The sequence below is a fragment of the Sinorhizobium sp. 7-81 genome, assembly GCF_030124405.1.
GTDB classification, from domain to species: Bacteria; Pseudomonadota; Alphaproteobacteria; order Rhizobiales; family Rhizobiaceae; genus Sinorhizobium; species Sinorhizobium psoraleae.
In genome coordinates this window covers 929,727-949,993 of record NZ_JASKLT010000002.1, presented here as the reverse complement: position 1 = coordinate 949,993, position 20,267 = coordinate 929,727, and the positions used below count along the sequence as shown (strand labels likewise).

At 60.2% G+C, this 20,267-nt stretch carries 17 protein-coding genes; 5 read left to right on the top strand and 12 right to left on the bottom strand.

Annotation, left to right across the window (positions count from 1 at the left end; translation table 11 throughout):
- Positions 1-43 precede the first annotated feature (43 nt).
- The 5 genes from QN224_RS11580 to QN224_RS11560 form a co-directional block, all read right to left on the bottom strand.
- Entirely contained in the window at positions 44-1,045 is a 1,002-nt protein-coding gene (locus QN224_RS11580) for a tripartite tricarboxylate transporter substrate binding protein (protein ID WP_283976760.1), read from the bottom strand.
- Positions 1,046-1,232: 187 nt separating this feature from the next.
- Positions 1,233-2,711 carry an aldehyde dehydrogenase family protein gene (locus QN224_RS11575; protein WP_283976759.1) on the bottom strand — a complete coding sequence of 493 codons (1,479 nt, stop codon included), beginning with the start codon at positions 2,709-2,711 and terminating at the stop codon, positions 1,233-1,235.
- Between the two features lie 46 nt (positions 2,712-2,757).
- The gene (locus tag QN224_RS11570; protein ID WP_283976758.1) at positions 2,758-4,053 is read right to left on the bottom strand and encodes an amidohydrolase family protein; all 1,296 of its coding nucleotides are present in this window, start codon (positions 4,051-4,053) and stop codon (positions 2,758-2,760) included.
- A gap of 47 nt (positions 4,054-4,100) precedes the next feature.
- Positions 4,101-4,529: a hypothetical protein gene (locus QN224_RS11565; RefSeq protein WP_283976757.1), complete on the bottom strand. Its 429-nt coding sequence runs from the start codon at positions 4,527-4,529 to the stop codon at positions 4,101-4,103.
- A 49-nt stretch (positions 4,530-4,578) separates the two neighbouring features.
- Positions 4,579-4,944, bottom strand: a complete 366-nt coding sequence (locus tag QN224_RS11560; protein WP_283976756.1) for a Rieske 2Fe-2S domain-containing protein — start codon at positions 4,942-4,944, stop codon at positions 4,579-4,581.
- A gap of 258 nt (positions 4,945-5,202) precedes the next feature.
- Here QN224_RS11560 and QN224_RS11555 point away from each other — a divergent pair, with 258 nt between their 5' ends.
- Entirely contained in the window at positions 5,203-5,358 is a 156-nt protein-coding gene (locus QN224_RS11555) for an IclR family transcriptional regulator C-terminal domain-containing protein (protein WP_283976755.1), read from the top strand.
- Between the two features lie 51 nt (positions 5,359-5,409).
- Here QN224_RS11555 and guaD read toward each other — a convergent pair whose 3' ends face one another.
- Both guaD and QN224_RS11545 read right to left on the bottom strand, forming a co-directional pair.
- Positions 5,410-6,759: a guanine deaminase gene (gene guaD / locus QN224_RS11550; protein ID WP_283976754.1), complete on the bottom strand. Its 1,350-nt coding sequence runs from the start codon at positions 6,757-6,759 to the stop codon at positions 5,410-5,412.
- Complete coding sequence (locus QN224_RS11545) at positions 6,756-7,994, bottom strand: urate hydroxylase PuuD (RefSeq protein ID WP_283976753.1); 1,239 nt, start codon at positions 7,992-7,994, stop codon at positions 6,756-6,758. Before QN224_RS11545 ends, guaD begins: the two co-directional genes overlap by 4 nt.
- Before the next feature lie 241 nt (positions 7,995-8,235).
- Here QN224_RS11545 and QN224_RS11540 point away from each other — a divergent pair, with 241 nt between their 5' ends.
- Positions 8,236-9,150, top strand: a complete 915-nt coding sequence (locus QN224_RS11540) for a LysR family transcriptional regulator (RefSeq protein ID WP_173512310.1) — start codon at positions 8,236-8,238, stop codon at positions 9,148-9,150.
- A 163-nt stretch (positions 9,151-9,313) separates the two neighbouring features.
- Here the strand turns inward: QN224_RS11540 and QN224_RS11535 are convergent, their stop codons facing one another.
- On the bottom strand, positions 9,314-9,676 hold the full coding sequence (locus QN224_RS11535; protein ID WP_283976752.1) for a hypothetical protein: 363 nt from the start codon (positions 9,674-9,676) through the stop codon (positions 9,314-9,316).
- Positions 9,677-10,221: 545 nt separating this feature from the next.
- Here QN224_RS11535 and treY point away from each other — a divergent pair.
- Positions 10,222-12,846 carry a malto-oligosyltrehalose synthase gene (gene treY / locus QN224_RS11530; protein WP_283976751.1) on the top strand — a complete coding sequence of 875 codons (2,625 nt, stop codon included), beginning with the start codon at positions 10,222-10,224 and terminating at the stop codon, positions 12,844-12,846.
- A gap of 101 nt (positions 12,847-12,947) precedes the next feature.
- Here treY and xdhC read toward each other — a convergent pair whose 3' ends face one another.
- From xdhC to uraH, 4 genes are all read right to left on the bottom strand, one after another.
- Complete coding sequence (gene xdhC, locus QN224_RS11525) at positions 12,948-13,808, bottom strand: xanthine dehydrogenase accessory protein XdhC (RefSeq protein WP_283976934.1); 861 nt, start codon at positions 13,806-13,808, stop codon at positions 12,948-12,950.
- 64 nt (positions 13,809-13,872) lie between these two features.
- Positions 13,873-16,218, bottom strand: a complete 2,346-nt coding sequence (gene xdhB / locus QN224_RS11520) for a xanthine dehydrogenase molybdopterin binding subunit (RefSeq protein WP_283976750.1) — start codon at positions 16,216-16,218, stop codon at positions 13,873-13,875.
- A gap of 14 nt (positions 16,219-16,232) precedes the next feature.
- Positions 16,233-17,714, bottom strand: coding sequence for a xanthine dehydrogenase small subunit (gene xdhA, locus QN224_RS11515; RefSeq protein WP_283976749.1), 1,482 nt, complete (start codon positions 17,712-17,714; stop codon positions 16,233-16,235).
- A gap of 6 nt (positions 17,715-17,720) precedes the next feature.
- Positions 17,721-18,092: a hydroxyisourate hydrolase gene (uraH, locus tag QN224_RS11510; RefSeq protein ID WP_283976748.1), complete on the bottom strand. Its 372-nt coding sequence runs from the start codon at positions 18,090-18,092 to the stop codon at positions 17,721-17,723.
- A gap of 168 nt (positions 18,093-18,260) precedes the next feature.
- On the opposite strand from uraH, the gene puuE reads away from it, so the two are divergent.
- Positions 18,261-19,676, top strand: coding sequence for an allantoinase PuuE (gene puuE / locus QN224_RS11505; protein WP_283976747.1), 1,416 nt, complete (start codon positions 18,261-18,263; stop codon positions 19,674-19,676).
- Between the two features lie 70 nt (positions 19,677-19,746).
- Complete coding sequence (locus QN224_RS11500) at positions 19,747-20,232, top strand: ureidoglycolate lyase (protein WP_283976746.1); 486 nt, start codon at positions 19,747-19,749, stop codon at positions 20,230-20,232.
- The last annotated feature ends 35 nt before the right edge of the window (positions 20,233-20,267 follow it).

Below are 20,267 nucleotides of genomic sequence, written 5' to 3'. Positions count from 1 at the left end.
AAACGAGCGGCGGAGGACCGCCGCCCAACAGAGGCGTTGCCGTTCAGTCTTTCTTTAGGGCGTGTTTCAAAAATTCGACCATTTCCGGCGATTGAGCGAGTGCCTTCTTGACCAGATTGGCGACCTCATCACCAACGGCCGGGTCGAGCGGCAGGCCGAGTTTGTTGGCTTTGGCGATGAAGTCCGGATCGGATGTTGCTGCGGAATAAGCGTCCCGTAGCGTCTTCACAATGTCGTCAGGAATTCCCTCCGGACCGACGGTAAGGCGCGAGATGTCGCTCTGCGATTCAACGAGTGCAATGGCCTTTTGCGCTTCGCCGTTGTCGACCAACGTTGCCAACTGAGGAACATCGGTATCCGAGCCACCAATCTGCGCCAGGAACTTGCCATGGCCTTCCTTGACAAAGGGTTCGAAGCTTGACCGCGAACTGATCACACCCTGTACTTCGCCTCGCATAATGGCGAGCTGGTCATCATTGCCGCTGTAGCCGCTGATAACATCAATCGGCAGCTTCAATGCGCTAACCAGGATCGTTGTGTTGACCTCCGACGCACTGCCTGTTCCCGAGGTGGAGAACTTCAGCTTCTTGTCAAGATTCTGCAGTTCTTTGAAATCCTTGATATTGGCATCAGCCGCTACGACAACCACACGCGGGTCCGAGGCTGCCTTGCCGATCCACGACATCTTCGTAAGATCGAACCTGACGCCTTCGTTCCCGGAAAGCTGGCTGTAGACGAGCCCCGTGTTGAAGCTACCGATCGTCAATCCGTCCGGGTTCGACGCGGCGATGTAATTTGCGCCAAGCAGATTGCCGGCCCCCGGCATGTTGCGCACGACAAAGGTCGAGCCCGGCAGGTGTTTCTGCATGAATTCGCAGATCAGTCGACCATAGGTGTCGTAACCACCGCCGGGGTCAGTCGCGATGATGTAATTCACCGTTTTACCGTTGAAGTATTCTGGCCCTGATTGCGCCGTGGCAATCGTTGCCCATCCACATGCGAGAAGAGCAGCACCAACTGCGATGCCTCTCGAAAAAATGCTCATTGAACTCCTCCCTTTCGCTCTGCATTGTTGGCGCAAACTTCACCAACGTGGCTGCCCAATCAGCCAATTCCTTAAAACGACAAGCCTCCCCGGCCACGCAAATCCAATCCAACCGCGCGGCACACTCCCGTTTCAGATGATGATGGACACGTCAGCGACTCCGCCGCTCATCACTGGGCGCAACTCCTCATGAAGCCATTTGCGCCCGCGCCCCGGAGAAGTGAATGTTGATATTCTTCTCCTGTGTCGCGGCAAGGAGTTCCTCGAGACACTCCTCGCGGCCTAGACCAGACTGCTTGTAACCGCCGAAGGGCGCCCCGAGCACGTGCCGGCTGGTGCTGTTTACCCAGATATAGCCGGCCTGAACGGCCGCCGCCGTCCGATGCGCCTTTTCAAGATCATTGGTGTAGATCGACGATGTCAGCCCGTATTCGACGCAATTTACGTCTTTCAACATAGCTTGTTCGTCAGACCACCGGATAACCGACTGAACGGGACCGAAGATCTCTTCCATAGCGATGCGCATCGATTGCTTTACGTCGACGAAGACCGTCGGCTCGATAAAACAGCCCTCTGCAAGCTCCGGATCATCGGGTCGTTTACCGCCATAGACTACGCGCGCTCCCTCCGCCTTGCCGGTTTCGATATAGCCAAGAACCTTTTCGTAATGCGCACGGCTAACCAGCGAACCCATGGTCGTCGCAGGGTCGGTTGGCAGGCCGGGCTTGTAACGGCTGATATATTTGCCAATTCGCTCAACAACTTCGTCATGAATGGCATCGTGCAGGAAGAGGCGGCTCATCGAGCCGCAGGATTGGCCGCACCAGGCGTAGTTCATGCCGCTGACGGCTGCTGCCGCAACACGATCTGGATCGGCGTCCGGAAAAGCGATGAGCGCATTCTTGCCTCCAAGCTCCAGCGCCACCTTTTTGAGAGTATCGGCCGCCGAACGCATCACGGCTCGGCCAGTCGGTACGCTGCCGCCGAGAGAGACCGCCGCAATCGATGGATGCGATGACAAAACCTGGCCGAGCTCGCGACCGCCTGTCAGCACATTGAGCGTGCCGGCAGGGAAAAGCGGGCCGATCAATTCAGCTAGGCGGAGCCCTGATAGTGGCGCCTGCTCGGACGGCTTCAGGATGACGGCGTTGCCGGCTGCCAGGGCGGAGGCGATCTTGCTCGCGCAGAACTGGAATGGATGATTGAATGCCGTAATTCTGGCCACGATACCGAGCGGTTCCCGTACTGAGAAATTGACGGCATCCGGCCCAACCGGAATTGAATTCCCCTTCATCTCGGTCACGAGACCTGCGAAGTACTCAAATCTTTGGACAGCCGACGCCGCATCCTTGACCATCGGTGTCATCGGATTGCCGCCATCGACCGCATCGAGCAAAGTCAGTTCCGCCCCGTGGCGGCGAATGACGGCCGCCGCCTCCTTCATGATCTTGCCCCGCTCAAGCGGCAGGACTTTGCGCCATTCTTCAAAACCCGTCTGTGCCGCAGCTATCGCCAGTTCCGCGTCTTCCAAAGTCGCTTCCGGAACCGGGCCGAGGTCCTCGCCGGTTGCCGGGCTGATGCTGTGCTTCACTCCGCCCTTGACGGGAGCGTGCCAGTTACCGCCGTAGAAGAGCGCGCGCTCCGCCGGGAAAACGATATCTCCCATTACTTCCATTCCTCCCACATCAGCCCGACCGATGATCGTTGGTTCCTCAAAGAGCCGGTTGGATCGATGCTGGCGCCCGCGCCGGCGGCGTGGCGGCCGAACCCGTGTAATTTCCATATTTGATCAAGTTCTGCCGTTGCGCCTCATTCCGTGGCTCCAGCTTGAAGAGGCGGGCCGCCGTTCCACCGATGATGTTGTGCTTCGCCTTGTCGCTTAGGAAAGGGAGATCCCAGATGGTCGACGGCAAGTCGAAATCCCAGTGAGGATAATCCGAGGCATACATCAGCTGCGTTTCGGCATTCATCATCCGAAACGTCGTTTCCAGGGCCTGCATATCCTGGATTTCCATCGGCTGCGTGGAATAGAACATATCCCGCATGTAGTCCGATGGTTTCTTCTTCAGAAGCGGACATTCCGAGGGGCGGAGCATGAACTCATGGTCGAGCTTCTGCATGAGGAAGGGAACCCATGCCAGTCCGGATTCAATCCAGATAACCGGCAGCTTGGGGAACCGCTCGCCCATGCCGTTCACAACCCAATTGGTGCAATGCAGAATGCTGAACCAGCTGAAGCCCAGAGCGTGCGCAGAAATAAAACGGTTGCAGCTTTGGAAGGTCGACGAGTTCCAATTCGGCCCCGAATGGAAAGCAAGCGCAAGCCCACGCTCTTCCAGAGCCCGATAGAGCTTCATGTAGGCGTTGTCATAGACGGCCATCTTCTCTCGGACGGAAGTGACCATGAAGCCGCCCACGCCTTTGCGGTCACCAAAGGTCTCCACCATGCGCAGACAGCCTTCCGGATCGCTGAAGGGCAAGCCCAACATCGTGTACATGCGGCCCTGCGATTCCGGCAGGACCTTCTCGGTCACCCAGCGGGCATAGGCCCAGGACAGTTCGAACTCCATCTCCTTCTGGGGATGCAGGCCGATATTCAGCATGCCTGTCGGAAAGAGGCATGAATAGTCGACCCCCATTGCGTCCATCCAGCGGAAGCCGAGCTCGACATCCCGCTTCGGTCCTTTCTCGACAGGCGTCTTCTCTGACGACCGCATGGGATAACGGGTTACTCGCCCACCCATGTCCTGCCAACCGTAGCCGACCGGCGAAATATGGCCGCGTCCTTTCGTGCGGCTGGAAAGCGAGAGCTGTTTGAAGACCTCGTTTTCCATAAAGGGGATGATCTCGGAGAGATTCTCGTTCTCGTAATGATGCGCATCACAATCTACGATCAGCACATCTTCATATCTGCGGTCACGCGCTTGCTTGGCGGCATGATCGAGAAGCCTGGTCGTGTTGAGGTCTTCGATTGGGACGCGGCGGCCGCGATCGGATATAAGGTCCATGGTAGCTTTGCTTTCACTGAGAGTGTCTGGCTGGGGCAAGCTGCGGGTTATCGCGAACTCCAGCTCTGCCAAAGAGCCAGCTCGAAAACCTGCAGATCGACGGCTTTGAGCAGCGCACCGCACAGAACCATTGCATCGGTTGCCGTCACCGTTGTCTGCTCGCTCAGCACATCGAAATGGTTGCCTCGTTCGTCATTTGCCGCATAGAGCCGACAAAGCGCGCTCATAAGCGCCTGCTGTGCGCGAACATCGATCCGGCCTGGATCATCGTCGGAAACTGCCTGCTCGATCTCGCCCGCAACTGCCAGCATGGAAGCAGACAACTGATGGAGTGGCTGAGATTCAGGCGATGGTTGCGCCGGAATCCGGCGTAGAATCTCGACCTGTGGCGCTGTTCCAGCCTCACCCTGCTTTTTGCGCTCCACGATCCGCGCCGCTTCGGTTCCAGATTCGATGCCTTTGAAAACAGCCTTCACGAAGGCTACCTTTTCCGTCGCATCAGGCTCACGGGCCGAGACCATGCGTTCAGACGACGACATAGATATCCTCCCCCTTCTGCAGGACTTCATATTTGCGCAAGCGGACTCTGCGATCGGCAATGTGCTGGCCGGTGCGCATGTCGTATTCATAGCCATGCCAGGGGCAGGCGAAGCTCATGTCCTTCTCGGAAAAGAAGAGACCCATTGATGTCTTGTCAGGTCGTAGGCGCTCCTCGACCCGCGCGATGACCAGCCCTTCGCAAGCCGGTCCACCCTGGTGAACGCAGTAATTGCTATAGGCGAAGAATTCGCCCTCGTGCCTGAACACGCCGATTTCATCATCGCCGATCCGGATGATCCGCCGTTCACCGTCCTTGAATTCGAACGACTTACAGACGTATTGCTCGCCCAAAATTGACCTCCCTTGACCTCGTGCCTGAGAGCATCGTTCAAAGGCCGACATCCTTGGCTCTGCTGCGATGCTCTGTTGTTCGTAGCATTCGATGGCGCCGCCGTTGCGTCCAGAACATTCGCCTTAGCACAGCGATAGCTTTTTCTTTGGTCTGGCTACGATTTTGAATTTATAGAGCAATTCCTGCTAACCGGGGTGGGCGCACGTCTTTCGATGCCATAGGGAGCTTAAAGCGACGACAAACGGCACCCGATTGCAATGGTGACAATCAGGGGCGTCGCGGCACCGGTCTTCAAAAAATATGGAGTTACGATCGTCGGCATATCGATCTCGGGCCGCTCGGTCCGAGTAACCGACGAAAGGCTCGCCGTCCTCGGGCCGATGGTCAGAGAAAGGCGGCCGGAAGAACTGTAGCCGGCCGGAACATGGGGTCCCGGCCGGCACGGTCGTTTTGACCGTTCGGGATTAGGCCGTTTCAACTGTCCTTGCCGAAAGCGCGGTCACGGGCGTGCTTCGCGCGGTGCGCTTCATCGGTCTGCCCGCGACATAGACTTCCGCCACCGAGCGGTCGTCGCCCATCGTCTGCAGGATGAAAAGCTCCTCGAGCAATGACGATGCCACCTGCATACGCAGTTCCATCGCCGGCTTCGCGCGGCTGTCGAGAACGACTATATCGGCGTCCGCGCCGACATGAAGCGAACCGATCGAATGTTCGAGTTCGAGCGCGCGGGCGTTACCCAGGGTCATCATGTAGAACGAGTTGAGCGGAGAAAGCCGCTGGCCCTGGAGGTGCAGCACTTTGTAGGCCTCGTCCATGGTCTCCAGCATCGAGAAGCTCGTTCCGGCGCCGACATCGGTCGCGACCGAATGGCGGGCGCCGAGTCGGTCGAAGCGATCGCGGTCAAACAGTCCGCTGCCGAGGAAGAGATTGGACGTCGGGCAGAACACGCCGACCGCTCCGGTCTCTGCCAGCACCGATATTTCGCGATCGCTCAAATAGATGCAATGACCGAGCAGCGTCCGGCGACCGAGAAGATCATAGCGCGCATAGATATCCGTGTAGTCCTTCGCCTCTGGATAGAGCGAAGTCGCGAAGGCGATCTCGTCCTTGTTTTCTGAAAGGTGGGTCTGGACGTAGCAGTCTGGATGTTCCGCCACGAGCGCCCGGCTCATTTCCATCTGTTCGGGCGTCGAGGTGATGGCGAAACGCGGGCTGATCGCGTAATGCGCGCGACCGCGGCGGTGCCATTTGCCGATCAGATGCTTCGTCTCGTCATAGCCCTTTTGCGGTGTGTCGCGCAGTGCGTCCGGTGCGTTGCGGTCCATCATCACCTTGCCGCCGACCATCAGCATGTTACGCGCCTCGGCTGCCGCGAAGAAGGCGTCGACGCTCTCCGGATGCACGGAGCAATAGGCGACCGCCGTCGTGGTGCCGTTGGCGAGCAATTCGTCCATGAAACGGCCAGCGACGAACGCGGCGTGCTCAGGCGCTTTGAACTTCTGCTCTTCGACGAAGATATAGGTGTTCAGCCACTCCAGAAGCTGCGCGCCATAGGAGGCGATCGCCTGCGTCTGCGGAAAGTGCAGATGCGTATCGATGAGACCGGGCAGCACGAGATTGGGACGATGATCGGCGACCTTCACCCCCTCGAGGGCCTGCTTCGCGACATCAGCATGAGCACCGACACCTGCTACCTTGCCGTTCCGGACCAGCACGGCGCCGTCCTCGAAAAAACGATAGGAGGCGTTGTCGTCGATACCCTCGGGTTCCTTGACGAAGGTCAACACCCGGCCGCGGATCAGCAACTCATTCATTGAATCTTTCCTTCCTTCACTGCCGTCTCGTACCAGGAGACCAGCAGGCGGCGTTCCTCATCGGTAACGCCGGTGACATTGGCAGGCGGCATGGCGTGCGAACGCCCGGCTTGAAGATAGATCTCGCGGGCATGCGCGACGATGTCGCCGTCGTTCTCGAGGACGACGCCCTTCGGCGGCACGATCAGCCCCTCCCAGCCAGGCTCCTTGGCATGGCACATTGAACAGCGGCCGAGCACGGTATCGCGCACCTTTTCGAAGTCAGCCGACGCGACCACGGTCTCTTCGGCTGTCGAGGCCCTGGCCTCACCACCCTCCGAAAGAACCTTGGGCACCGTTGAAAGCCACATGATGACGATAAAGAGCAGCGCGGTGACAAGCCATGTCCAGCTCGGGCTGCCCTTGCGGGCGTGCCGGGTGTTGAACCAGTGGCGGATCGTGACCCCCATGAGGAAGACGAGCGAGGCGATGATCCAGTTGTACTGAGTGCCGAAGGCCAGCGGATAGTGGTTCGACAGCATCAGGAACAGGACGGGCAGCGTTAGATAGTTGTTGTGGGTCGAGCGCTGCTTTGCCTGCTTGCCGAGCTTCGGGTCAGGCGTCCGCCCGGCGATCAGGTCGGCAACGACCTTCTTCTGGTTAGGAATGATGATGAAGAACACGTTTGCCGACATGATAGTCGCCGTGAAGGCGCCGAGATGCAGGTAGGCGGCGCGGCCGGTGAAGAGCTGGGTGTAGCCCCAGGCGACGGCAACGAGCACGAAATAGAGCAGTACCATCAGCCGAGTGTTGTCGTTGCCGAGCGGCGAGCGGCAGACCGTGTCATAGGCGAGCCAGCCGAAGGCAAGCGAGGCGAGCGAAATGGCGATCGCTGCCGGCTTTGAAACGTCGAGCACGTTCGGATCGATCAGGTAGAGGTCGGCGCCGGCGTAATAGAGGAGCGCCAGCATGCCGAAGCCGGAAAGCCAGGTGACGTAGGACTCCCATTTGAACCAGATCAGATGCTCGGGCATGTTTTCCGGCGCAACCAGGTATTTCTGGATGTGATAGAAGCCGCCGCCGTGAACCTGCCATTCCTCGCCATAGGCGCCGACCGGCAGATCCTCCCGCTGCCTCAGGCCCAGATCAAGCGCAACGAAATAAAAGGACGAACCGATCCAGGCGATGCCGGTGATGACATGCAGCCATCTCACGGCAAATGTCAGCCAGTCCCAGGCAATGGCAAATTCATACATGCAGCTCTCCCATTTTTCTGGGCGGCATTATGTGTCATTGCTTGGGCAGGGGAGAACGCCGCGCGACCACCAACTCTTTCAAAAAAAACTATAAAATCGAAGGAGCGCGGATGCTTTACTGCATGGCTCGTCAATTCGGAGTCGATTTGGGAATAAAACTATGCAGAAATTCAAAGTGTTAAAACGACCTTTAGTGCGCTGAAACGCACCGGTCGGCATTGGAGGAGCATAGGCGGGAGGCATGTCTTATCTCGATAATGTGCGCGTTTTCGTGCGTGTCGTAGAACTCGGAACGCTGTCGGCGGCAGGACGCGACCAGCGCGTGACGCCTGCGGTTGCCAGCAACCGCATCAAGGAGTTGGAGCGGCATATGGGCGTTCGCCTTTTCAACCGCACGACCCGCAAGCTGACACCCACCGAGCACGGCCGTGTCTTCTACGACGGCGCCGTCAAAATTCTCGAAGCGGTGAACGAAGCCGAAAGCGCGATCGCCGATCTTTCGCGCAATCCCAAGGGTGCGCTTCGGATTACGGCGCCGCTCGGGATCGGCCGCCGGCTGATTGCCTCCGGCATTCCGGAGTTCCACGACAAGTACCCGGATATCGAGGTGCGCCTTCGCCTCTCGGACCACAACGTCGACATCTTAAGCGAAGGAGTGGACGTGGCGTTCAAGCTCGGCATCCTCGAGGATTCGAACCTGCGCATGCGCGGGATCATGAATTGCGACCGGGTGATCTGCGGTGCGCCTGCCTATTTTGCGCAGCGCGGCATACCTGCAACGCCCGATGACCTCATCACCGAGCATCACGATTGTCTGCTGCTACGCTATCCCGGTTCAAAGGAATATTATTGGACGTTGCAGACCGCCGACGGTGTGCGCAAGCTCGAGGTAACCGGCCCCTATGATTCAGACGACGGCGACGTGCTGACCCAATGGGCGCTCGATGGCCACGGCATCATCAACAAACCGCTGTTCGAGGTGAAGCAGTTCATCAACGAGGGCTCGCTCATCCCCGTCCTGCAGGATACGCCGCCCCTGGGGGCGCAGCTTGCCGCGATCTATCCCCACAAACGCTTCCAGGACCCGAAGGTCCGGCTGATGATCGACTTCATGGCCGAGCGCTGTCAGAGACTGATCGGCAAGATGCTCGCCTGAGGTGCCTAACCGCATCTCGCCCGCTTCAGCCACGGTCAAAGCATGTCAGGAAGGCCGGAGCGGGTATAATTCGCTTCGTACTCGTCCGCTTCCCGTTCGCTTCCAAAACGCAAGGAGGGCGGCTCTCCTGCAAGGCGGCGGCCGCCCTCACATATTCTACATGTTAACGATTAGCATCGGTCTTGCCGGAATTGCCGGGAACGCCGTCACCGCCGCCGTTACCGTATCCGTTGTTGCCATGCGGGCCGTGGCCGCCGCCGCCGCCACCATCACCGTCGCCGTCGCCGTCCCCATCGCCGTCGCCGTCGCCGTCCCCATCGCCGTCACCATCCCCGTCGCCGCCGCCATCGCCATCGCCATCGCCGCCGCCATCGCCATCGCCATCGCCGCCGCCGTCACCGTCACCGTAGCCACCACCGTCATCCGCGTAATCGGCGATCGCGATTCCCGTAGCAAATGGGATCGATAATGTTGCCACCAATGCCAGAGCCGTCGAAAGAGTAAGAATGCGTCTCAGCCTGTTCATTGCACCCTCCTTGTTTTCACGATCTTCTCCAACCGTCAGATTAGCGGGCTCCCATCCACCGCAGGCGCGACAGAATAAAAGCAAGCGTTTGCCCAGAAAGTGCCTGCATTGCGAGCCGATCGAGCTTGACTTGCACCTAGTCTCAAAGCTTCCGTTATGTCTTTGACGTGCCTCGCCCTAGATACAAGCACACTGGCAAAGCTATCACAAAGTATTGAACGAAACGGCAATATGGAAAAATCCGCAGCGAACAATTTAACACCAAGTGAAACAAAGAAATACTTCCCCGAATGGGCTAGTTTATCCTCATGCGAACCGCCGTGAATCTAACAATTTCGGCTTAGCCAAGCGCCTCCGCGTGGGGAGTCCGGCAGCGGATCGTCGGCGCCGGAGCAGTTCCAAGAAAAGCAGACTTCCAGACCAAGCTTCGCATCCGGGCGAGGGGTGGCTGTCACAGGTCGTGGAAATGCTGTTCCTGTCGCATGGCCGCGGAACAAAGGGCGATGAGTAGTGTTGGATCTTTCCAGGATTAAATCAGCCCCGCCATGCAACCGCTCAAAGCAACCTATCGCCTGCAATTTCGAAACGGGATGGATTTCGCGAAGGCCGTGGAACTGGTCCCACATCTCGTCCGGCTCGGCATATCCCATCTTTACGCCTCGCCGATATTTTCGGCGGTGCGTGGCTCGACGCATGGCTACGATGTTGTCGATTTTAACGAGATCGACACCGCTCTCGGCGGTCGAGAGGGATTTTTGCGGCTGGTCAGCCAACTCAGAGCCGAAGGACTCGGGATCATTCTCGACATCGTTCCGAACCATATGGCCGCCAGTCTCGAGAATACGTGGTGGCACAGTGTCATCGAATCGGGCCGCTCCAGCGCATATGCCGGTTATTTCGACATCGACTGGCGGGAGCCTCTCACCTTGCCTTTCCTGGGACAGTCTTTTGAGGAAGAGCTGGCCGCCGGCAATGTCCGGCTCGCACTCGATCGCAACCGCAATTGTCTGGCGCTGAAATATTATGATGCGCTCTATCCCCTCAACCCCGCTACCTATCCGCTAATTCTCAAGGATGCGAACCCGGCTCTCGAAGGGATTGCCGCAGTTGCCGGAGCGGCGGAGCCCAAGGGCACCGCGGATCTTCATTCCGAAGTCTCGTCGATGTTGGAGACGCCACAGGTTGCCGCGGAGCTGGACGAACTTCTCGAACGGCTCTCCGCCGACAAGCCGTATTTGCTGCAGCTGCATCAGATACAGCACTGGCGGCTCACAAGCTGGAAATCCGCGCGACACCAGCTGAGCTATCGCCGGTTCTTTGAGATAGCCGGCCTAATCGGCATGCGAGTCGAACATCCGTCGGTTTTTGCGGACACTCATCGGCTGGCGCTGGATCTGGTCAGGCATGGCCTCGTTGACGGATTACGGGTCGATCACATCGACGGTCTTGCTGATCCCGAAGCCTACCTTCATCGCTTGCGCCAACACGTCGGCAACAGCACCTACCTCGTCGTCGAGAAAATATTGGAGGAGAATGAAACGCTGCCGCAGGAATGGCCGGTTGAGGGGAGCACGGGCTACGAGTTCATCTCAGGACTGGCGGAACTCCTGACCAACGAGCACCCCTCTTCCGGGCTTTTGAGCTGGACGCGAAGGTCGGCGGTGAAAAAGGCGGTCCTTGAATGCAAGCTGCAAGTGTTGGGCCATAATTTCAGCGCCGAGGTCATGCGGCTCGCGAGACTTGCCGCCCGCCTCGGGAACAATGACGATTCACCGCACGACACCGACGGCTGCGCCGAAGCCATTCGCCAGTTGATGGCAGCGCTGCACGTCTACCGGACCTATGTCAGCGACCGCGGAGCAACCGAGCGCGACAATCGAATCCTCGACGAAATTGAATTGAAAGCGGTGGCCGCCGCCCCAACGGCCGAGACCGAAATCGCCATTGCCATGGCCGCACTGAAGGGCGGCCTGGCGAACCGAGAATTGCAATCCGAGTTTCGTACGCGTTTTCAGCAACTAAGTGGCGCCGTCATGGCCAAGGCGGTCGAGGATACCTTCTTCTACAGAAGGACAGATTATCTCGCTGCGAATGAAGTGGGAGCCGCTCCGTCTTGGAGGCCGGGCGGCGTCGACCGCTTTCATGAGATGATGCGAGATCGCGCACGCGAAATGCCGAACGGCCTCTCGGCAACGTCCACACACGACACCAAACTTGGCGAGGACGCACGCGCCCGTCTCTATACGATCAGCGAGGCACCGGATGCCTGGGCCATCTCGGTTGCACACTGGCACGATATGAATGCGGAACGGATCCGCCATCTCCAAAGCGGCGACGCGCCGGAAACCTCCGTAGAGCAGTTCCTCTACCAGAGCTTGCTTGGTATCTGGCCAATCGAGCCTCTTCTCAACGAGCAGGAACTTTCGGCTCTGCGTGGCCGCATCGGCGGCTTTGCCGTAAAGGCGCTCCGGGAAGCAAAACTGAGGACGACCTGGGAGTGCCCCGACGAGGACTACGAGAGGGCGGTGACGGCGTTTCTCTCTGACCTCCTCGATTTGCGGAACCGAACATTTCTCGAGAGCTTCGGGAATACGGCCACGCCTTTCATTCGGGCCGGCTTGATAAACAGCCTCTCGCAAACCCTGGTGAAGCTGACCGCACCGGGAATTCCGGATATTTATCAAGGCAGCGAGCGTCTCAACCTCAGCCTCGTCGACCCCGATAATCGCCGGCCATTTTCACCGCGGCCCTCACCCTCGACTCTCCCGCGGACGCCGACTACGAGCGATTTTGAAGACTGCAAGCAATTGCTGATCGGAACATGCCTGAACTATCGCCGAAACAGAGGCGCGGACCTGTTGACGAAAGGCGGGTATCTGCCCTTGCATCTGCGAGGCCCCGGCTCCCGCCATGCTACTGCGTTCATGCGGCACACCGAGAACGACTTTGCGATCACGGTGGTCCCGCGACTTGTCTTCCGCCATACCGATGGGCACAGGCTGTCCATCCTTCCCGGCCTATGGCAGGACACCTATCTGGCATGGCCCGATGGCCGCGAGCCCACGCTATTGCGGAACCTTTTCACCGGGGACATCGTCGAGCCTCAGCGCCACGTTCCGATCGCAGACGTCCTCCGCGACTTCGCCGTCACGTTCCTCGTTCCGGAGTGATTGGAGCGGACGAGAGCAATCAAGGTTAAGTGTGTAACGGTTTTTTGCCCGGAATTCGTAGGAGCAGACGGCCACGGGTCGCGGGTTCCAACGGAAGCGCCTCACGCGCCGATCGGTCTTCCCTGTCTGCTTGACGGGATCTCTTCCTGCCTCTGATTGCCCTTCAACGCCGCAGTGATGATTTCGGCGGCCGCGAGCGCTGCAATCACCGCCGGTCGTTTGTCCTTCACCGAGGCGCCACCGATCGGGCAGACAAGCTTCTCCACGAGTTCGGGACGTTCTATTTCCCGCGAAAGCCAGCTCTTGAACGTGGCGCGCTTGGTTTTCGAGCCGATCATGCCGACGTAGCAGGCGTCCTTCCGACCGAGCGCTTCGGCGGCGATCAGGAAATCCAGCGCGTGGTCATGGGTAAGGATGACGAAGGCGCTTCCCGGCGGGGCATCGCGCACGACCGCCTCCGGCATCGCCGTGAGGCAGGTCTCGATGCTGGGAACATCGACGGCTGAAAGCTCATGCTCGCGGGTATCGACGAGGATGGTTCGCAGCGGCACCAGTGAAAGCGCAATGGCGAGGGCGTCGCCGACATGCCCGGCGCCGAAGACATAGACATGCGGCCGGCGGGCGATTTCGCGGTCGCTGCGCTCTATCAGTACCGCGCGGGTTTGCCTGTCGACCGGTTTGAACGCGAGCGCGACGCGACCGCCACAACATTGGCCGATCTCGGGGCCGAGCGGGATCGTCAACTCGCAATCCGCGCTCGCTCCCTGGAGAAGCTTCCGCGCGTGTTCGATCGCCATATATTCCAGCTGGCCGCCGCCGATCGTGCCGAAGATGTGATTCTTCGAGACGAGCATCCAGGCATCCGTGTCGCGAGGGGTCGAGCCGGCCGCGACGGCTACCTCGACGAGAATTGAGGCCGCTTCTCGATTTAGGAAAGCCCGGATATCCTCTCTGCTTGGCAGCATGTTCGTGATTCCTGTTTCCGCGCATGGTCCGACACCGGTCGGCCATGCGCCGCATCAAATGCTAGCGCGTCGTCTCCGTGGCAATGCTCCCGCGCAGCCGCTCAATTGCCATCAGCACGCGCTCGGGCGTCGCCGGAGCGTCGATACGCGGCGGAATACGATATCCCGCAACGCTTGCCGCTGCCATGGATATAGCTTCGAGAACGGAAATGCCCAACATGAAGGGCGGTTCCCCGACCGCCTTGGAGCGGCGGATCGTCTCCTCCCGGTTGACCGACCATTCCGCCAGACGCACATTGAAGACACGCGGCCGGTCGGAGGCGAGCGGGATCTTGTAGGTCGATGGCGCATGGGTGCGCAGCCGGCCCTTTGCATCCCACCAGAGTTCTTCCGTCGTCAGCCAGCCCATGCCCTGCACGAAAGCGCCTTCGACCTGACCGAGATCGAGCGCCGGATTGAGCGACTTGCCGACGTCGTGAATGATGTCCGTGCGGTCGACTTGGTATTCCCCGGTCAGCGTGTCGACGCTGACTTCCGAACAGGAGGCACCGTAGGCGTAGTAATAGAACGGACGGCCGCGGCCTTCGGAGCGGTTCCAGTGGATCTTCGGCGTCTTGTAGAAGCCGGCGGCGGAAAGCTGAACGCGCGCCGTGTACGCCGTCTTAATGAATTCCGGGAAGGAGATGCGTTCGTTGCCGATCCTGACCACATTCGGCTCGAGGGCGACATCCGCTTCGCTGACCCCGAAACGTTCCGCCGCAAAGCTGACAAGTCTCGCCTTGATCTGCTGGGCCGCATTGGCGGCCGCCATGCCGTTCAGATCCGAACCGGACGAGGCAGCCGTCGCCGACGTGTTCGGCACTTTGCCGGTGGAGGTCGCGGTTACCTTGATCCGGTCAAGATCGACCTGAAACTCGTCGGCCACGACCTGGGCGACCTTGGTGTAAAGTCCCTGCCCCATCTCGGTGCCGCCATGGTTCAGGTGGATCGAGCCGTCGGTATAGACATGGACCAGAGCGCCGGCCTGATTGTATTCCGTCTTCGTAAAGGAGATGCCGAACTTCACCGGCGTCAGCGCGATGCCGCGCTTGATCACGCGGTTCTCGCGGTTGAAGGCGAGGACCGCCTCGCGCCGGGCGGCGTAGTCCGCCGAGGTCTCGAGTTCCTCGATGATCCGCCCGATGATGTTATCTTCGACGGTCTGGTGATAGGGCGTCACATTGCGCCCCTCGCCACCGTAGAAATTGAGCTTGCGGATCTCAAGCGGATCCTTGCCGAGCGTGTAGGCGATATCCTCGATCATCCGCTCGCCGCCGACCATGCCCTGCGGCCCGCCGAAGCCGCGAAAGGCGGTATTCGACACCGTATTGGTCTTCATCGGCCGCGAACGCAGCCGAACGTTCGGATAGAAATAGCAGTTATCGGCATGGAAGAGCGCGCGGTCGGTCACCGGACCGGAGAGATCGGCCGAAAAACCGCAGCGTGCCGCAAAGACCGCGTCCACCGCCTCGATCCGGCCGTCATTGTCGAAACCGATCCTGTAGTCGACATGAAAATCGTGGCGCTTGCCGGTTGCCGTCATGTCGTCGTCGCGGTCGGGGCGGATCTTGACGGCACGGCGGTACTTGCGCGCCGCCATGGCTGCAACCGCCGCGAAGAGGTTCGCCTGCGTCTCCTTGCCGCCGAAGCCGCCGCCCATGCGCCGGACATTGACGGTCACCGCGTTGGAGGGAACGTCCAATACCTGAGCGACCATATGCTGCGTCTCGCTCGGATGCTGGGTCGAGGCGTAGACGGTCACCTCGTCATCTTCACCGGGGATGGCGAAGGAAATGTGGCCCTCCAGGTAGAAGTGATCCTGGCCGCCGATCCGCATCTCGCCTTGGACGATATTCTTCGCCTTGGCAAATCCGGCATCGATGTCGCCACGCTCAAGCTTGAGCGGATCAATCACCAGCGGATAGTTCGCCGCCGCGGCCTCCTTCACGTCGGTGACATGCGGCAGGTCTCGATAGTCGACCTTGACCTTCGCAGCCGCCCGCCGCGCGGCCTCGCGTGACGTCGCGATCACGGCGAAGATCGGCTGCCCATGAAACTCGACCTTGCCGGTCGCAAAAACCGGATCGTCATGCTTATGCGCGGGGCTGATGTCGTTTTCGCCGGGAATATCGTCCGCCGTCAGAATGCCGATGACGCCGGCGCTGGCGCTGACATCCGCGAAGTCGATCGACAGGATCTCAGCATGCGCCCGGGCGGACAGGCCGAGATAGGCGTGCAATGTCCCGGCGGGTTCGGGAATGTCGTCGATATATTCCGCCGTGCCCGAGACATGCTTGTGCCCGGACTCGTGCTTTTCCTTCTCGTGAACGCCTCCGCGGATGCGGTCGATGGGCTGCATCACATTCATGGCTCAAACCTCCCCTAGACCGCGACGGCGACAGCGCGATCGAGCCGGACGCGTCCGGCTTCCTGCGTTTCCAGGTAAAAGCGGCGGAGCAGGTTCTTCGCCACAAGCATGCGGTATTCCGCAGAGGCGCGCCAATCGGTCAGAGGCGTGAAGTCCTCGACAAAGGCGGCCACCGCGGCCTCAATCGTCGCTTCGCTCCAGTCCGCGCCTTTCAATCTCGCCTCCACGTTAAAGGCGCGCTTCGGCGTACCCGCCATGCCCCCGAAGGCGACCGTCACGTCGGCGACCTTTCCCCGCCCATCGAGCGCCACACGAAAGGCACCGCAGACGGCGGAAATGTCTTCGTCGAGCCGCTTGGTGACCTTGTAGACCGCGAAGCGCGCCGCCTCGTCGAGGAGCGGGATGCGTATCAACTCCACGAATTCGCCGGGTTCGCGATCCTGCCTTCCGTATTCGATGAAGAGAGCCTCGAGCGGCAGGGTCCGACGCCGTGCCCCCTTGCGCAGCGTCACCGATGCGCCAAGCGCGATCAGCGCCGGCGGCGTGTCGCCGATCGGCGAACCATTGGCGACGTTGCCGCCGATCGTGCCCATGTTGCGCACCTGACGGCCGCCGATCCGATCCCATAGCTCCCGCAATTGCGGGAAGTGCTCCACGATCACCGGATAGGCTTCGGTGTAGCTGACTCCGGCCCCGAGCGTGATGCCGTCGCCGTCGACGGAGATCCGGCGCAGGTCATCGAGGTGGGAGATGTGCACGACCGGCGCGATGTCGCGCATGAACTTCGTCACCCAGAGACCGACATCGGTCGAGCCGGCAACGATCGTTGCCTTCGGATTGGATTCGAATACCGCGGCAAAATCGTCCACCGAAGCGGGCAACACGAAACGTTCGGCCTCCTCGCCGATCACGACACGACGGCCATCCTGAAGAGCGGCAAGCTGCCTGCCGATATTTTCGCGCTCGACGACGAGCGGATCCTTTCCGACCTCGCCGATCGACGAAATAGCCTTCGCCGCACGGATGATCGCGGCATAGCCGGTGCAGCGACAGAGATTGCCCTGCAGAGCTTTCTCGATCTCCTGAACGCTCGGCTTTGGATTTTCCATCCAGAGGCCGTAGAGCGACATCACGAAGCCCGGCGTGCAGAAGCCGCACTGTGATGCATGCGTGTCGACCATTGCCTGTTGCACCGGGTGAAGCGGACCGCTCGACTGAGCCAGCGCATCGACGGTGACGACATGGCGGCCATCGAGCGAACCGACAAAGCGAATGCAGGCGTTGATGGATTCGTATTTCAGTTGACCGCCGAGGAGCCGGCCGACGAGCACGGTGCAGGCTCCGCAGTCGCCCTCGGCGCAGCCTTCCTTGGTTCCGCGCAAGTTTCGATCGATGCGCAGGAAATCGAGCAGGGTCTGGACGGGTGAAACATCGGCAAGCTCGACAAGCCGGTCATTGAGCAGGAAACGGATGGTTTTGCGGATTTCAATTGTCATGGCCGGTCAGCTCCCGCGGTAGGTCGAGTAGCCATAGGGCGAAAGCAGGAGCGGCACGTGATAGTGCGCCGCCTGGTCGGCGATCCCGAAGCGGATCGGTATAACGTCGAGAAAGGGATTGGCGCCACGTTCTGCGGCCGGGCTGAGATATTCGCCAGCGTGGAAACGCAGCTCGTAAGTGCCGCTTTCCAGGCGCTCGCCGGCAAGGAGCGGCTGGTCACAGCGGCCATCGTCGTTGGTCCTCGTGGAGACGAGATGCTCCGCCCGCTCGCCATCGAACCGATAGAGTTCGATGCGCAGGTTGCTGGCCGGCTTGCCGCTTGCCGTGTCCAGCACGTGGGTCGTCAGGCGGCCAGCGTTTCCACCTTGAGATTGCATGCGTTCGCTCCTCCCGAAGTCAGCTTTCCATTGCACAGTATCCAGAGGGGAGATGCGCTTGGGTAGCGGCCTCAGCCTTCGAGACTTTCAAATTTTTTGGGGGGAATGAGAACGCGGCTTTCTCGCTACCAATTGGGACCAGAGACAATGTCTGGAGGAGCTGTTTTCATGAGATATCCCCGCGATCTTCACGGTTATGGCCCAAATCCCCATGCCGCCTGGCCGGACGGAGCGCGGATCGCCGTCCAGTTCGTGATCAATTACGAGGAGGGCGGCGAAAACTGCGTGCTGCATGGCGATGCGGCATCGGAGGCCTTCCTTTCGGAAATCGTCGGCGCCCAGGCCTGGCCGGGCCAGCGCCACTGGAACATGGAGTCGATCTACGAATATGGCGCACGCGCCGGCTTCTGGCGCCTGCACCGCCTGTTCACCGGCATGGACGTACCGGTCACGGTCTATGGCGTGGCAACGGCGCTCAAACGCTCACCCGCCCAGGTCGCGGCGATGCAGGAGGCCGGTTGGGAGATCGCCTCGCACGGCCTGAAATGGATCGAGCACAAGGATTTCAGCATCGATAAGGAGCGGGCCGAAATCGCCGAGGCGATCCGTCTCCACACGATCGTCACCGGCGAGCCGCCGCGCGGCTGGTACACCGGCCGCTGCTCGGAAAACACCCTTGATCTGGTGACCGAGGCCGGCGGCTTCGACTATGTCTCCGATTCCTATGCCGACGACCTCCCCTACTGGCACGAGTACAACGGCAAGCAACAGCTCGTCATACCTTACACGCTCGACGCCAACGACATGCGCTTTGCGACAGCACAGGGCTTCAACAGCGGCGACCAGTTCTTCGGCTATCTGAAGGATAGCTTCGACGTTCTCTACGCAGAGGGTGCCGCCGGCTCGCCGAAGATGATGAGCATCGGCCTCCACTGCCGCCTCGCGGGCCGGCCGGGGCGTACCGCAGCACTCGCCCGTTTCCTCGACTATGTGAAGGGGCATGAGAAGGTTTGGTTTGCCCGCCGCATCGACATTGCCCGCCACTGGGCGAAGACCTTCCCCTTCGAGGCCGATAATGGCCGCCCCTCCCGGCTTTCCGAAGAGGTGTTCATTGCTCGCTTCGGTAGCGTCTTCGAACATTCTAAGTGGATCGCCAAACGGGCCTTCGCTGGCGAACTTTCGCCTGCCAACGACACGGCGATCGGTCTCCACGCGGCTCTCGTCCACGCCTTTCGCAGCGCCACGGAAGAGGAGCGTCTGGCGGTTCTCAATGCCCACCCGGATCTTGCCGGCAAGGTCGCAGAGGCCAAGCGCCTGACCGAGAGCTCGACCAACGAACAGGCCTCGGCCGGTCTCGACGCGCTAACAGACAGCGAGAGCGAGCGCTTTACGACGCTCAACAGCGCCTATGTCGAAAAGTTCGGCTTTCCATTCATCATGGCGGTCAAGGGACGCCGCAAGGACGAGATCTTGACCGCCTTCAAAAGCCGCCTCGGCAACGACCGCGAAACCGAGTTCAACACGGCGTGCCGCCAGGTGGAAAGGATTGCACTGCTCCGCCTCCAGGACATGCTGCCAAACTGAAGGAATGCGATGACGACAAGGCGGCGTCAGCCGTTTGCACGTCTTTGGGCGGAATCGTGGAACCTGCCAGATGAAGGAAATCGCCATCCAGCCGTTGACCCGCGAGGCTTTTGCGCCTTTCGGTGACGTCATCGAGACGGAAAACGCTCACAGTTTTCCGATCAATGGGGGAAAGTGCATGCGTTACCACGACCTCGCCAGGATCGAAACCACGGGCGAAAAAGCACGGCCGATGATCAGCATCGTGCGCGGCGAGCCTTACGCCCTGCCCCTGACATTGACCATGATGGAGCGGCACCCGCTTGGGAGCCAGGCCTTCATCCCGCTCGGAAACAACCCGTTCCTGGTCGTGGTTTCCGAGGAGACGGCCGGCGGTCCCGGCGAGCCGCGCGCCTTCCTGGCGGCACCGGGCCAAGGGGTCAACATAGCCCGTAACGTCTGGCACGGCATCCTGACGCCGCTGGAGGCCGTTTCCAATTTCGCGGTGATCGATCGCGGCGGAGAAGGCGTCAATCTGGAGGAACATTTTTTCGATGAACCGTTCTTCCTGCGATAGCGCGCCGCGCCGATGCCGAGGACGAGCGTGGGCCG

Coding starts and splice junctions, on each gene's coding strand:
- puuE (WP_283976747.1), top strand. CDS start 18,261: ATGAGATATCCCCGCGATCTTCACGGTTATGGCCCAAATCCCCATGCC.
- QN224_RS11535 (WP_283976752.1), bottom strand. CDS start 9,676: ATGAACAGGCTGAGACGCATTCTTACTCTTTCGACGGCTCTGGCATTG.
- QN224_RS11545 (WP_283976753.1), bottom strand. CDS start 7,994: ATGTATGAATTTGCCATTGCCTGGGACTGGCTGACATTTGCCGTGAGA.
- QN224_RS11540 (WP_173512310.1), top strand. CDS start 8,236: ATGTCTTATCTCGATAATGTGCGCGTTTTCGTGCGTGTCGTAGAACTC.
- QN224_RS11555 (WP_283976755.1), top strand. CDS start 5,203: ATGGTGACAATCAGGGGCGTCGCGGCACCGGTCTTCAAAAAATATGGA.
- uraH (WP_283976748.1), bottom strand. CDS start 18,092: ATGCAATCTCAAGGTGGAAACGCTGGCCGCCTGACGACCCACGTGCTG.
- QN224_RS11580 (WP_283976760.1), bottom strand. CDS start 1,045: ATGAGCATTTTTTCGAGAGGCATCGCAGTTGGTGCTGCTCTTCTCGCA.
- guaD (WP_283976754.1), bottom strand. CDS start 6,759: ATGAATGAGTTGCTGATCCGCGGCCGGGTGTTGACCTTCGTCAAGGAA.
- QN224_RS11500 (WP_283976746.1), top strand. CDS start 19,747: ATGAAGGAAATCGCCATCCAGCCGTTGACCCGCGAGGCTTTTGCGCCT.
- treY (WP_283976751.1), top strand. CDS start 10,222: ATGCAACCGCTCAAAGCAACCTATCGCCTGCAATTTCGAAACGGGATG.
- xdhB (WP_283976750.1), bottom strand. CDS start 16,218: ATGAATGTGATGCAGCCCATCGACCGCATCCGCGGAGGCGTTCACGAG.
- QN224_RS11570 (WP_283976758.1), bottom strand. CDS start 4,053: ATGGACCTTATATCCGATCGCGGCCGCCGCGTCCCAATCGAAGACCTC.
- xdhA (WP_283976749.1), bottom strand. CDS start 17,714: ATGACAATTGAAATCCGCAAAACCATCCGTTTCCTGCTCAATGACCGG.
- QN224_RS11575 (WP_283976759.1), bottom strand. CDS start 2,711: ATGGGAGATATCGTTTTCCCGGCGGAGCGCGCGCTCTTCTACGGCGGT.